The organism is Salibacterium aidingense DSM 18341 (assembly GCF_000429685.1).
Classification (GTDB): domain Bacteria; phylum Bacillota; class Bacilli; order Bacillales; family Marinococcaceae; genus Salibacterium; species Salibacterium aidingense.
Genome location: NZ_AUCI01000010.1, coordinates 67059 through 80990, shown reverse-complemented (window position 1 = coordinate 80990; position 13932 = coordinate 67059). Strand labels below are relative to the sequence as shown.

The following is a 13932-nucleotide window of genomic DNA, read 5'->3' as shown; positions in this document are numbered from 1 at the left end:
ACCCATGCCATTATAACACAGGCAGCATCATTCATTTTTTAGATGGACAGTTCTTGTGATAAACGGTACATATCTCTGTCAATTACATGCTTTTCTGCAAGCACCTCTGAAATGTTCCTATTCACTACTTTGTTATTCACTATGCCTACCATGGTTCCCTTTTCTCCGTTTAGTAGAAGCTCCACCGCGTTTGCTGCCAGACGGCTGGCCAGAACCCTGTCGTAGCCCGTTGGAGATCCGCCGCGCTGAATATGGCCGAGAACGGTTACTCTTGTTTCTAGCTCTGTCGCTTCTTTAATTTTCTGGCCGAATTCCGGGCCGCTTCCTACTCCCTCCGCTACGATAATAATACTGTGCTTCTTGCCCCGCTCGTGTCCTCGTTTCAGACGTCCGATAATATCTTCCATATTGTAGTCTTCTTCTGGAATCAGGATAGTTTCTGCTCCGTCTGCCAGTCCCGACCATAACGCGAGATCTCCCGCATCACGCCCCATAACTTCAATAACATATGTTCTTTCATGAGAAGTTGCGGTATCACGGATTTTATCAATAGCATTAATAACCGTATTAAGAGCTGTATCGAATCCAATCGTATAATCCGTACCCGGGATATCATTATCAATCGTTCCCGGTACTCCGATGGTAGGAAACCCGATTTCTGTTAATTTTTCAGCTCCGCGGAAGGAACCATCCCCACCAATTACGATTAACCCCTCAATGCCGAGTGCGTTCAGGTTATCGACGGCTACCTGCCTTCCCTCCGGAGTTTTAAACTCTTCACAACGTGCAGTATAAAGCTTCGTCCCGCCACGGTGGATAATGTCCCCAACATCTCCAATTTCCAGTTGCTCTATATCATTGCTGATCAAACCGGCAAATCCGTATTTCACCCCGTATACTTCGACACCATGATAAATCGCTTTTCGGACAACCGCCCGAATTGCAGCATTCATGCCGGGCGAATCTCCGCCGCTCGTCAACAATCCAATTTTCTTCATCTTACTCACACCTTTTTATAAAATAAAATGATTGCACCACTACGATTTGACTATGACGTTAGTATAACATGAGTAGAACACATCAAGAAAAAATGCTTCCCGGCGTGTTCAGAAAGCATTCAGATTAGTCGGTAAAAGAGGCAGCGCTTTCACTGTCCACTTGACCAATGTTTTTATATTTTTCGTAACGCTGGCGGACAAGTTCTGATACGGATTGATGCTGTAATGTATGTAAGGAGCGCTCGATTACTTGGTCAATATAGACAGCCTGCTGTTTTAAATCTTTATGGGCTCCGCCTTTCAGCTCTGGAATGACTTCATCTATAATTTCTAATTGTTTAAGATCCGGCGCTGTAATGCGCATGGTTTCAGAAGCTTGCTTGGCAAAAGACGAGTCTTTCCACAAAATGGAAGAAGCGCCCTCAGGAGAAATTACAGAATACGTAGAGTTTTCCAGCATATGAATGTAGTTCCCTACACCAAGCGCAAGAGCGCCGCCGCTGCCTCCTTCTCCAATCACAATACTGATTACCGGTACTTTTAAACCGGCCATTTCCATCAAATTACGGGCAATGGCTTCGCTTTGTCCCCGTTCTTCCGCTGCTTTGCCGGGAAACGCCCCTTTCGTATCGATGAAACAGAGCACCGGGCGGGAAAATTTTTCCGCTTGTTTCATCAGCCGGAGAGCTTTACGGTAGCCTTCCGGATGCGGCATCCCAAAATTCCGCCTGAGATTTTCTTTTGTATCTTTGCCGCGCTGATGCCCTATTACGGTAACAGGGATTCCTTTATACTTTGCAATCCCGCCTACAATGGCTTCATCGTCCCCGTAATGCCGATCCCCATGCATTTCAAGAAAGTCTGTAAACAGCTCGTCAATATAATCAAGGGTAGTCGGACGCTCTCCGTGTCTTGCAATCTGGACCCTTTGCCAGGGTTGAAGGTTTCCATATATATCTTCTTCCAGCTGCTGGAGCCGTTCTTCTAATTTATAAATTTCTCCTGATAAATCTATGTCTTTTTCTTCCGTAAAAGATTTCAGTTCGGCAATTTTTTCCCTAAGCTCTATCACCGGCTTTTCAAACGGCAGATAACTGTGCATCCCGTCTCACCTCCTTACTCCTGCTTGTAACCATGGATATCAAGGATGGTTACAAGTGTTTTTTTCATTTCATCTCGTGAAATCACACGGTCCAAATGTCCATGTTTTAATAAAAATTCTGCGGTTTGAAAGTCTTCCGGAAGGTCTTCCCGGATCGTTTCTTCAATCACCCGCCGGCCGGCAAATCCTATTAACGCTTTCGGTTCTGCAAAATTATAGTCCCCCAGCGAGGCAAAACTTGCAGATACACCACCGGTCGTTGGATCCGTCATCACGGAGATATATAACAAGCCGGCTTCATCCAATTGTTTTAAAGCAGCACTGGTTTTGGCCATCTGCATTAAACTCAGGACGCCTTCCTGCATTCTGGCCCCGCCGGACGCTGAAAACATAATAAAAGGACGGCCGGCTTCCAGTGCTTGTTCAATGGCGCGGGTAATTTTTTCCCCGGCAGCGGAGCCCATGCTCCCCATTCTAAACCTCGAATCCATCACACCAAGTACCACAGGACATCCTTCCATATATCCTTCACCAGTTACAACCGCTTCATTCAAACCGGTTTTATTGCGGTCCTTTTCCAGTTTATCTTGATATTCCGGGAAATCTAGAGGATCTCCGGAAGTCATTTCAGCATCGTATTCTTTAAATGAATTCTCATCCAATAAAAAATGAATCCGTTCATGAGCAGTCATGGAAAGATGGTGGCCGCAGCTGATACAAACCATATCATGCTTTTTCAATTCCTTTGTGTAAATGATAGACCTGCACTGCGGGCATTTTGTCATGACCCCATTATTCATTTGCGCCGGCTGCTGGCGTTCGGATGGAATCGTCGCGTATTTTCGTTTTTTATTAAAAAAGTCTTTTAATGACACGAGGACACCTTCTTTATCGTCTATATAAGGAGAGGGCAGCACCCATAAAGCATAATAAGTCCGCAGCATCTGCTGCATGTGCCCTGCATCATGCAGCTCCGAATCGCTCGCGGGGTCAGCCTCCATTAACACCGGCTTCTAGGCAGGCGGACTTAACGCCGGATAAAGGCAGAACGAATTCAGCATTATCACGGACAGGTTGTTTCCCTGTCCGTGATTATACCATTCCGCCCCGCCTTTTTGTACTTTTCCCTGTGCCTCTTCTCTATCCGGCGGAACGGCGCTTATTCTTTATCAATGATAGAAAGCCGAGCTGTTTTTTCTGCCACCTCTTCAGGGTTAACTTCCTTTCTTGCCACCCCTGTTTCCATCGCTGTTTTAGCCACAGCAGACGCCACTGCCGGAGCAACACGCGGATCAAATGGCGCAGGAATAACATAGTCTGCATGAAGATCAGTTTCATCAATAAGATCCGCAATCGCATAAACAGCTGCTTTTTTCATTTCCTCATTGATATGGGTGGCGTTCACATCCAAAGCTCCACGGAATATACCCGGGAAAGCAAGAACATTGTTTACCTGGTTTGGAAAATCGGAACGTCCAGTCCCAATCACCCTGGCACCTGCTTCTTTTGCATCTTCAGGCATAACCTCGGGATCCGGATTGGCCATGGCAAAAATAATCGGATTATCATTCATGGATTGAATCATTTCTTTTGTCAGCGCTCCCGCAACAGAAACACCGATGAATACATCCGTGCCGGCAATCACATCCGACAATTTCCCTTCCACTTTATCCTTATTGGTCACTTTTGCTATTTCCATTTTCTGCTCGTTCATACCAGCGGCTCTACCTTCGTAAATAGCCCCTTTGGAGTCACACAAAATAACATCACGGACACCCATTCTCAGAAGAAGTTTAATAATGGCAATGCCGGCAGAACCTGCTCCATTTACAATTATTTTAAGTTCTGACAACGATTTTCCGCTTAGTTTTAACGCATTGATCAAACCAGCAGCCGTTACAATGGCCGTCCCGTGCTGGTCATCGTGAAATACTGGTATGTTTACCTCTTTTTTTAATCGTTCTTCAATAATAAAACAATTCGGCGCCGCAATGTCTTCCAGATTCACCCCGCCAAACGCAGGCTGCAATAATTTTACTGTCTCCACAATACGGTCTACCTCTGAGGTATCAAGGCAGATTGGAAAAGCGTCCACGCCGGCAAAGGACTTGAACAGAACCGCTTTTCCTTCCATGACAGGCAGAGCAGCTTCCGGTCCGATGTTGCCCAGCCCCAGCACTGCTGTTCCGTCCGAAACCACGGCCACCATATTGCCTTTCATCGTATAGTCGAAAACCTTTTGTTTGTCATCAAAAATAGCCTTACAAGGTTCAGCTACTCCCGGGGAATAAGCCAGACTTAAGTCTCTCGTATTTCGGACCGGTACTTTTGATTTAGATTCCAGCTTCCCCTGATTTTCCCGATGAATATGCAATGCTTCTTCTCTCGTCGTTGGCAAATTCTCCACTCTCCTTCTTCCTTATCCATGCGTTCTTATCATTCGAACCAATGCAAAACTTATCTTATTATAACAGATGAAAAAAACTTGTTCACCCTCTGTGCTTCCTTAATACAACAAATTCTTCAGGCAGCACCTGCTTTAACTCCTGTAATAAGGCGTCATTTTCTGATACACGGAACGTATCAGAAAGCTGTACTACACTGCCTTCTTTTTCATAATACAAACAAACCGCCGCGCCGCCTGGATATTTTTTTACGATATCCTTTATTTTTTGAGCCTTGCTTATATCAGCATGACGACTTTCTAATTTTAAATACAAAATATCTTCTGATGTACTCCATAATTCTTCCAGATCTATCACTTCATCTACAAGCAGTTTGTTTTCTTCGCTTTTTCTATCCGGACGTCCACCTACTAAAATCGGTTTCTGTTCCATAAGCAGAGAGTGACAATACCTGTAGACGCTTGGAAAAAAAACTGCTTCGAGATTTGCCGTCCCATCCGTAAGTTTACCGAAAGCCATGGACTGACCCTGCCGCGTTCGAACGTTCCGTATTTCTTCCAGGATTCCTGCAGCCCATATTTTTTTTCGTCCGGCATCCAGGTTCTCATGCAGGGACACCACTTCAAATGGAGCCAGTACTTGTTCGTAACGGCGCAGGGGATGCCCGGTTAAATAAAAGCCTGTAACTTCTTTTTCTGCTTCAAGCTTTTCCATAGAGGAAAACGACTCCATGTCTACATAGCGGAAATCAATTTCTCCTTCAAAAATCAATCCGCCCAGCTCCTTCTGAAATTCCGCATACTCCATGGCCCGATCGAGGGATGCAAGCAGCACCGCCCTGTCTTTTCCAAATTCATCGAATGCTCCTGCTTTAATGAGGGCTTCTATACCCTGGCGGCTGATCGTGCCTTTATCGAGTCTCATTAAAAAGTCAATAAAACTTTGATACCGTCCTTTTCTTCTCTCTTCTATCAAAGCCCGGGCCCCGTTTCTGTTCACGTTTTTCACCGCCAGCAGCCCAAATTGAATCGTTCCATGTTCCGCTTGAAAACCTATCGAACTTGAATTTATGGAAGGAGGAATGATTTCTATTCCTTTCTGCCGGACTTCGCGGAGAAAACTTCCCATTTTCTCCGTATTACCATGATGCATCGATAAAAGGGATGCATAAAAATGTTCCGGGTAATGCGCTTTTAAATAGGCCAGCTGATAAGCGATAAAACTATAAGCCACAGCATGAGAACGATTAAAGCCGTAATCTGCAAAACGGACAATCAAATCATATACGCTGGAGGCTGCCCCAGGATCGCGCCCTAATTGTTGAGCCCTTTTTAAAAACCTTGTTCTTTCCTCTTCAAGTACGTTCCTGTTCTTTTTACTAACGGCACGCCTTAATAGGTCGGCTTCTCCGAATGAATACCCCGCCATGACCGCCGCTATCTGCATGATCTGCTCCTGATAGACGATCACTCCATAGGTCGGGGCCAATAAACCTTTCAATGCTTCATGAGGATAGGCAGGCTCAGCACTGCCATGTTTACGCTCCGCATACACCGGGATATTTTCCATCGGTCCTGGTCTGTATAAGGCATTTACTGCAGCAATATCTTCAAATGCCGTAGGTTTAATCTGCCGAAGGGCATTCCGCATGCCGGCAGATTCCAGCTGAAAAATCCCTGTCGTATCCCCTTCAGCCAGCATTTTATAAGTAGCTTGATTATCAAGAGGGAGAGTGCGCAACTCAATATTTTCTTTTTCTTTGCAGCGGATGGAAGCCGTTATTCTTTCTAACAGACTCAGGTTCTTTAAGCCTAGAAAGTCCATTTTCAACAGGCCCACAGCTTCAAGTTCATCCATTGCAAACTGCGTCAGCAGCACTTCTCCATCTTTTTTCATCAAGGGCGTATGTTCATATAAAGGTTTATCACTGATTACAACGCCGGCTGCGTGAATGGACGTATGCCGCGGAAGCCCTTCTACCTGACAGGCGAGCTTAAAAATGGAGGCAGCCAATTCCTCTTTTTCAATAAGACTGCGCATCGTGCCGTTTTCCTCATAAGTCCTTCTCAACCCAGCGCCCGGCCCGTGAGGAATAAAGGAGGCTATTCTCTCAATAAGCGCCTGGGGCGCTTCAAGAATACGGCCCATATCCCGGACTGCTGCCCGGGCTCCAAAAGTTCCAAAGGTTACAATCTGAGCGACATGGTATCTGCCGTATTGCTTGGCAACATAGTCAATCACTTCATCCCGGCGGTAGTCTGGAAAATCAATATCTATATCAGGCATGTTAATGCGTTCCGGGTTCAAGAACCGTTCAAACAAAAGATCATGCTTCAAAGGATCCACATCTGTGATTTCCAAAACAAAAGAGACCAGACTGCCGGCGGCCGAGCCCCGCCCAGGTCCCACCAGCATACCCTGCTGCCGTGCATAATGAACAAAGTCAGCAACGATGAGAAAATAGTCGTCAAAGCCCATCTCATGTATGATGTGAAGCTCCCGGTCCAGCCGGTCTTTTATCATTTTCGATACTTGATCATACCGGTGCCGGACTCCTTCTTCACAGCGTTCTCTTAATAATTGTTCCGGCGTTATATCAGGCGGATGAGGAAAAGTAGGAAGAAGCGTTTTATTAAAATCAATGGCCACGTTACATCTGTCTGCAATCGCGGAAGTCTGTGCGACTGCCTCTGAATCTTTCGGGAGCAGGGAGACGGTGTCCTCTTTGCTCAGCAGCCAGCCTGTCCTTTCTTGGTTCTGTTCTCTTATATTTTTCAGGGAGTCCCCGGCCTCTACTGCCTTTAATGCCAATCTTGTTTCCATTTCTTCTTTATATACTGCATGAACGTTCAAACCGGCAGCTAGCGGTACAGAAAGATGTCCAGCTATTTTTTTCCATTCATCCATGATATTTTCCTGTTTTGGGGCCGGCTGTCTTTCCATATAAACGGCAGATACCGATACTTTTTCTATCCATGCGCGTAAAACAGCCTCCGCTTTATCGGCTTCCCCGGCGCGAAGAAGTTCTGCTGCTTCCCCGTCTGCAAACGGGAACAGGAGAACGGCGTTGTTCAAAATTTCCGCCGTTGTTTCCATCGTTATCGCCTGTTCCGTCTGTTTTATGGTAGACAGCTGCATTAATTCTTCGTAACCTTTGTTATTTTCAGCCAGAAGAAGCACTGGATACTCCTCCTTATATTCGATTCCCTTCACCCAGAGTTCCAGGCCGATAATTGGTTTTATGCCGGCCTGGACACATCTTTTATAAAAGGGGATCACTCCGTGCATCACATCTTTATCAGTGACAGCCAGCGCCTTCATTCCAAAGGCGGAAGCCTGATTAACCAAGGTCTCGATCCGGGCCGTACTATCCAGCAGACTGTATTCGGTGTGAATATGTAAATGGACAAATTCCATAAACGCATGCTCCTTTGCCTTTATCCCTTCCTGTTATTCAGTATGAACAGCTTTTCCAATGAAAACAAGCATATCCTATCTTCTCTTTTCTTATATTTATAGTATAGAGAAAACTGCTCGTGTCAATAGAAGGAGGAGTAATAGATGATCAGCAGGGACTTTGCAGGCACGCTTGTCATGGATTTTTTTGTAGCCTTCGGGGTCATTATCGGCGGCTCTATCATAGGGGGAATGGGAGCTCTTTTGATTGGAAAACCTCCCCTTTCCACCATTCATGATCTCGCTGCCAGCCTTAAAATCTGGGCGCTTGTTGCGGCTATAGGCGGAACGTTTGATGCCATCACTTCTTTAGAACGGGGATTGTTTGCCGGCACCCACGCCGAAGTGTATAAAACGATCGCAATGATATGCGCCGCTTTAGGAGGAGCAAACGCGGGGACGTTAATTATCCAGTGGATCACCCAGGAGCAGATTACCCCGTGAGAATTCCTCCTTATTACAGACGGCCGGGCTGGCAGCGTTTTTTTGCTGGTGTAGTCATTGGAGGGCTTGTCGGATGGGCATTTTTTCTTTTTCAATTTGGGGATGTTCATGAAGAACTGGTTATTGAAATAAACAAACAACGGCTGCAGATTGAAGAGCAGGAAGAACAGATTGAGGTTCTTCGGAGCGAAGAACGAAAGCGGAATGAAGAAAATGAACAAAAGCTGACGATACAAGAAATAGATCTCCAGTTCACAAATGAAGAAAAAGCAAAACTGAACGAATTGGCATTATATGAATTAAAACAGCAGGCAGAAGGAGAAGTGAAATTTTTAAACGGGAAAAATATCGAAAGTGTCGTCGAAGGAAAGGATTTGATCAAAAAAGCAGTGGAAAACAAAGTCTATGATGTCGGAGATAAGGAGTACCGGCTTGATATTGTAGAAATGCACATTTATTCGACGCTTGAACTGCACATGAAAATTGTCCAGCCGGAAGTACCGGAAAGCTGAACAAAACGTATGCGGGATTATTCCTGATATTCCCGGCATACGTTTTTTAACTCTTTTATGATTTCGTTTATTTCATTCTGGTCATACGCTTTCGCTCCCGATGCCATGGGATGGCCTCCTCCCCGATGAGCAGCTGCGATTTCATTGATGACTGGTCCTTTGGAGCGCAGCCTGACCCGATAATTCTCTTCTTCTTCCACAAAAAACACCCAGGCTTTCAGCCCTTTCGTTTCAGAAAAAGCATTTACCAGTGCAGAAGATTCATTGATCGAAATATTATATCGTTCGAGCATTGTTTTTGTTAGGCGGGCAATGCCAAGCCCCTCTTCGGTTAACTCAAAATGCTGAAGGACCTCCCCTTTCAGCCGGACTATTTTTTCGTCACTTTCATAGAATCGGGTAAAAAGCTCTGTGGTGTCAAACGGATACCTAAGCACTTCTGCCGCAAGTCGCAAGGTGTCCGGGGTCGTATTAGAAAATTGAAAGCGCCCGGTATCTCCTATTATACCCGCATATAAAAGCCTTGCCGCTTCGGTTGTCATCTCCCACCCCCGGCTTTCTTTCGCGGTGAGAAACAGATCAATAATCATTTCTGAGGTGGAACTCGCCTCCGTGTTCACCCATATATCATGGCCATAAGCTTCCACATTCGGGTGGTGATCGATCTTCACAAGACGGCTTCCTTCCTGCCAACGGCTGCCGTCAATCCGCTCTGTATTTCCTGTATCACAAATCACCGTCAAAAATGCCTGCTCGTTCAGAACAGAGGATTCCCCTTCATCCATATTCGTTAAAAAAGAAAGAGAAGGTTCTTCTTCCCCAAACATGTAAATAGTTTTTTCCGGATAATTATGCTTTAAAAGAGCGGCAAGACCTGCCTGGGAACCAAAAGCATCCGGATCCGGTTTTTCATGGCGGTAAATGGCAATCGCTGCGTAAGACTCGATGGTTTGCAGAATCTTTTGTTTCATGCTATCTTCCTTTCTGGCAGTTGCTATTTCGGAAGGACTGCGCGTACAATGAAATAGGCATTTTTTTATGATTACGAATCTGGGAGGGAAAAAAGTGACTCCGTTTTTTATTATTATTCTAGTGGTGGCGCTTGCCATGTATATTTTTTACAAAGTCAAGGCTGTCCGTGCCGGGGCTCCCGCTTTTCGAAAGTGGGTGCAGGCGAAAGCAAACATCAGCCTGGGTCTTTTCATGGCTGCATTTGGAGGAAATTTATTGGTCTCCGTCCGGGATACAATAGATATTATTGTCGGTGCTGTCTTTCTTGCCGTTGGGGCTGTAAATGTCATCTTTGGGTACCGGGCGTATCGTATGTATACCCCGTATGCCGCTGAGGAAGCGGAAAAGGAGCGTCTGGATACGTAAATACGGGCATGAACGTAAGCCTCATCTTCCTCCTTTGCGGATGGATTTGAGGCTTCCCAATATCAGCGGTCCAACAGCTGAGCCATAAGCAGTGCTTTTCCCACGATCTCTCCTTCGTGATATAGCTCTACATCCACTTTTCCATGTTTTCTTCCCACTTCAAGTAATTTGCCTTTCATATCTACTGTACTTTCAATCTGTACCGGTTTTATAAAATAAAGCGTTATATTTTCCACCACTATATCGCCCCGTTTATACTGGCGGAGAAGGCGGCTCCCTGTTTCCGTCACCAGTGTGGAAAGAACACCGTAGGAAATCATGCCAAGATGATTAGTCATTTGAGGCGTGACATCACACTGATAATGATAGTCAGACTCTGCTCCCGTTTCATGAAAGCGGCCCGTTACTAAATCATCAATCGTTTCCCCTACATGAGGCTGGCGCTGTGTCATCTGGAGAGCTTTTAACACATCCTGGCGGCTGATTACTCCAAGTAAATGACTGTTTTCATCAATAACAGGGAGCAATTCTATTCCTTCCCAAACCATCACATGGGCGACCGAGGCTACCGAGGTTCTTTCTTTTACAGTGATCGGATTTTTCGTCATAATCGTTTCAATGGGCGTGGCCATCTCGGCCCCAAGGACATCCTTGGCAGCAACCATCCCCTGCACCTTCATTTCATCATCAATGACAGGATAACGGCTGTGGCTCGTATTTTTGTTTATTTCATGCCACTTGCCTACGGTACTGTTAACGGAGAGATGAAACGTGTCCTGCAGCGGGATCAAGATATCATCGACAAGGACAATTTCTTTTTTAATAAGCTGATCGTATATCGCCCGGTTGATCATGGTTGCTACCGTAAACGTATCATAGCTTGTAGATATAACCGGCAGTTCCAGCTCATCCGCCAGAGCAATAACATTTTCATTTGTATCGAATCCACCTGTTATTAAAACAGCTGCCCCTGCTTCCAGTGCTAATTTATGAACCTGATAACGGTTCCCGACAATCAGGAGGTTTCCAGGTTCCACATACCTCATCATTGCTTCCAGTTTCATCGCTCCGATGACAAACCGATTCAACGTTTTATGAAGGCCGTTCCTGCCGCCCAGCACCTGCCCGTCTACGATGTTAACAACTTCCGCATAGGTTAGTTTTTCTATATTATCTTTTTGCTTTTTCTCAATCCGGATAGTGCCCACCCGTTCAATGGTGCTGACAAGCCCCTGGTTTTCTGCTTCTTTAATAGCACGGTACGCTGTGCCTTCACTGACATTTAAACTCTTGGCCACCTGCCGGACGGAAATTTTTTCTCCAACTCCAAGTTCTGTAATATGCTGCAATATTTGTTCATGTTTTGTTGGCATCTTTATCCCACCCCGCTTTCCATCACAACTGTATCATTTAATTTCTCATTCTGTATTATCTTTCATTATACGTATACGAATGTTGGAAAGCAAGAAGCTTAACAGGAAAAATGATGAACAGCAACAGTGTAAGCGTTATCCATAAGCCGTCATATCTTTAAAAAATTAAAAAAGCTGTTTCAAAAGTAGCCTCTATACTTTGAAACAGCTTTCTTAATTCCCTATTTACAGATCCACGGATTCGCCCGCGTTCAAGGCCTTCCCGTTAACCGGCGAAATGGAGTCCACAAAGGCATCTCCATCCTGCTCGATAGCAGGAAACGTATTGTAATGAACAGGAACGACATAATCGGGATTAATCCACTGAACAGCCTGTCCTGCATCTTCCGGCCCCATCGTAAAGTTATCGCCGATCGGAACAAAAAGCAGGTCTACTTGGTGCCGCTCTCCGATCAACTTCATATCCGAGAACAAGCCGGTGTCTCCCATGTGGTATACGGTTTTTCCTTCCGCTTCAAAAAGTATGCCTGCCGGCATTCCCGTATACACAATTTTTTGATTTTCTTCTTCTGTATAGGACGAACCATGGAACGCCTGGGTTAATTTAACACGGCCGAAATCAAAGGTATAGCTCCCCCCGATATGCATAGGGTGGGTATCGAGACCCTGCCAGCCAAGATAAGTAGCCAATTCAAATGGAGCTACCACAAAGGACCGGTTTCTTTTGGCAATATCCACCGTATCCCCAACGTGATCATTATGTCCATGAGTAAGCAGAATAATGTCCGGTTTTACTTTATCCGCTTCTAAATCACATTTGTCATTTCCGGTAATAAACGGATCAATTAAAATACTTTTTCCGTTTGCTTCAATATGAACCACAGAATGGCCGTGATATGTTACTTTCATATAGACGATGCCCTCCTTTTCTTTTTTACCATCTCCCTTTTTCCCTCTTGAAAGCACTTCTTAAACGTCTTTCTTGAAAAGAAATCCGGAGGGGGGCTCATCTAATCCGTGTTTTTCCACAGCCACGTATACAATTCTCCCTCGGGGCCCTGCCATCTTATGTCCAGCCGGTTTATTGACGGCACTCCTGTTTTTTGAAACGCCTGTGCCAGCTCCTCCTTTGTGGAGTCTGGTGTAATCGCCGCCTGCTGGTATACTTTTTCTACCTGTCTTCTTGCTTCTTCCCCATGCAGGGCTTTTCCTTTCGCATGATACTCGTAGTTGCCCGGACTGTTGTACTCCCAATGATAGGTCCCTTTTTCCGTTTCTGCTGTGGCTTTAAAAAGAAATATTTCCTGCAGAGAAGCAGCTTCTCCTTGAACCGGACTGAATAAAGCCGTTATCAACGCCGCGAATATGATAAGCATACACTTTTTCATCTCTATCACCTCTATCTTATAAGATGACAGATTCTACGGCACATTATACATTATGTAGGTAATTAATCAGCGCCGTTTATGCAAAACGTCCACACCGCCTGTAATTTCGAGTACGGATCCCGTTATCATATCTGACTGTTCTTCACATAAAAAGGCGATAGACCGGGCTATATCGTCTCCTGTGGCAGGGCGTCCCACCGGCGTATCAGGATCCAGTACCTGCTTAGCTTCCGAAATGGAGGCTTCTTTATAGTCGGAAGTAACCACTCCGGGACATACCATGTTAACGGTTATCCCATACTCTGCTTCTTCGATAGACACGGTTTTCGTCAGAGAAACCAGGCCGGATTTCGCAGCAGCATAAGCCGAACGGTAAATCCAGGCCGGAGCGTCTCCTGCTCCCTGAAAGCCATACGTCACAATACGGCCGTACTGTTGTTTCCGCATCACCGGAATCACTTCCTGAAACAAATAAAACACGGAGGATAAGTTTCCTTCGATCATCTGCTGCCATTCTTCCTCAGTGTAGTCCATCAATTTCTTTCGTTCGAATACATAAGGGCCGGCATTATTCACCAGCACATCAAGCCTTCCAAATTTATGAACGGCGGAGGCAGCCAGATGTTTTATATCCCCTCGTTTCGTTACATCAGCCTGAACAACCTGAAGCCGATCCGTGTAAGCCCCCCATTTCTGCTTTAAAGTTTCTGCCGCTTTTTCATCCTTAAAGTAACTGACTGTTACAGAATATCCTCTTTGCAGAAACTGTTCTGCTGCTTTTTTTCCAAGACCTTTCGTTCCAGCTGTAATTAAAGCATGCCGCATACAAACTCCTCCTTCACTCCAAACAGGACGATATCTATGGCTTCATTATACA

The 13932-nt window shown here is 45.4% G+C and carries 13 protein-coding genes; 3 read left to right on the top strand and 10 right to left on the bottom strand.

The window, feature by feature from the left end:
- Positions 1 to 38: 38 nt before the first annotated feature.
- From pfkA to dnaE, 5 genes are all read right to left on the bottom strand, one after another.
- A complete protein-coding gene (pfkA, locus tag G475_RS0111320) occupies positions 39 to 998 on the bottom strand; it encodes a 6-phosphofructokinase (protein ID WP_026701405.1) in 960 nt (319 codons plus the stop codon).
- 124 nt (positions 999 to 1122) lie between these two features.
- Positions 1123 to 2100 (bottom strand): acetyl-CoA carboxylase carboxyl transferase subunit alpha, encoded by a 978-nt coding sequence (accA, locus tag G475_RS0111315; RefSeq protein WP_026701404.1) that lies wholly within the window; start codon positions 2098 to 2100, stop codon positions 1123 to 1125.
- Between the two features lie 14 nt (positions 2101 to 2114).
- On the bottom strand, positions 2115 to 3101 hold the full coding sequence (gene accD, locus G475_RS0111310) for an acetyl-CoA carboxylase, carboxyltransferase subunit beta (protein ID WP_233275768.1): 987 nt from the start codon (positions 3099 to 3101) through the stop codon (positions 2115 to 2117).
- 158 nt (positions 3102 to 3259) lie between these two features.
- Complete coding sequence (locus tag G475_RS0111305; RefSeq protein WP_026701402.1) at positions 3260 to 4498, bottom strand: NAD(P)-dependent malic enzyme; 1239 nt, start codon at positions 4496 to 4498, stop codon at positions 3260 to 3262.
- 91 nt (positions 4499 to 4589) lie between these two features.
- Entirely contained in the window at positions 4590 to 7922 is a 3333-nt protein-coding gene (gene dnaE / locus G475_RS0111300) for a DNA polymerase III subunit alpha (protein WP_026701401.1), read from the bottom strand.
- A gap of 144 nt (positions 7923 to 8066) precedes the next feature.
- Here dnaE and G475_RS0111295 point away from each other — a divergent pair, with 144 nt between their 5' ends.
- Both G475_RS0111295 and ytrI read left to right on the top strand, forming a co-directional pair.
- Positions 8067 to 8405 carry a YtrH family sporulation protein gene (locus G475_RS0111295; RefSeq protein ID WP_026701400.1) on the top strand — a complete coding sequence of 113 codons (339 nt, stop codon included), beginning with the start codon at positions 8067 to 8069 and terminating at the stop codon, positions 8403 to 8405.
- Positions 8402 to 8917: a sporulation membrane protein YtrI gene (gene ytrI / locus G475_RS0111290; RefSeq protein ID WP_026701399.1), complete on the top strand. Its 516-nt coding sequence runs from the start codon at positions 8402 to 8404 to the stop codon at positions 8915 to 8917. The genes G475_RS0111295 and ytrI overlap by 4 nt, the downstream gene beginning before the upstream one ends.
- Before the next feature lie 17 nt (positions 8918 to 8934).
- On the opposite strand, the gene G475_RS0111285 is transcribed toward ytrI, so the two are convergent.
- Positions 8935 to 9888, bottom strand: coding sequence for a DHH family phosphoesterase (locus G475_RS0111285; RefSeq protein ID WP_026701398.1), 954 nt, complete (start codon positions 9886 to 9888; stop codon positions 8935 to 8937).
- A 94-nt stretch (positions 9889 to 9982) separates the two neighbouring features.
- Here G475_RS0111285 and G475_RS0111280 point away from each other — a divergent pair, with 94 nt between their 5' ends.
- A complete protein-coding gene (locus tag G475_RS0111280; RefSeq protein WP_233275767.1) occupies positions 9983 to 10294 on the top strand; it encodes a YtpI family protein in 312 nt (103 codons plus the stop codon).
- Positions 10295 to 10356: 62 nt separating this feature from the next.
- Here G475_RS0111280 and G475_RS0111275 read toward each other — a convergent pair whose 3' ends face one another.
- The 4 genes from G475_RS0111275 to G475_RS0111260 all read right to left on the bottom strand — a co-directional run bounded on the left by G475_RS0111275 (position 10357) and on the right by G475_RS0111260 (position 13880).
- Positions 10357 to 11667, bottom strand: a complete 1311-nt coding sequence (locus G475_RS0111275; protein WP_026701396.1) for a CBS domain-containing protein — start codon at positions 11665 to 11667, stop codon at positions 10357 to 10359.
- A gap of 225 nt (positions 11668 to 11892) precedes the next feature.
- Positions 11893 to 12576 (bottom strand): metal-dependent hydrolase, encoded by a 684-nt coding sequence (locus G475_RS0111270; protein WP_026701395.1) that lies wholly within the window; start codon positions 12574 to 12576, stop codon positions 11893 to 11895.
- A gap of 101 nt (positions 12577 to 12677) precedes the next feature.
- Positions 12678 to 13055, bottom strand: coding sequence for a hypothetical protein (locus tag G475_RS0111265; RefSeq protein WP_026701394.1), 378 nt, complete (start codon positions 13053 to 13055; stop codon positions 12678 to 12680).
- 66 nt (positions 13056 to 13121) lie between these two features.
- Complete coding sequence (locus tag G475_RS0111260; protein WP_026701393.1) at positions 13122 to 13880, bottom strand: SDR family oxidoreductase; 759 nt, start codon at positions 13878 to 13880, stop codon at positions 13122 to 13124.
- Positions 13881 to 13932 lie beyond the last annotated feature (52 nt).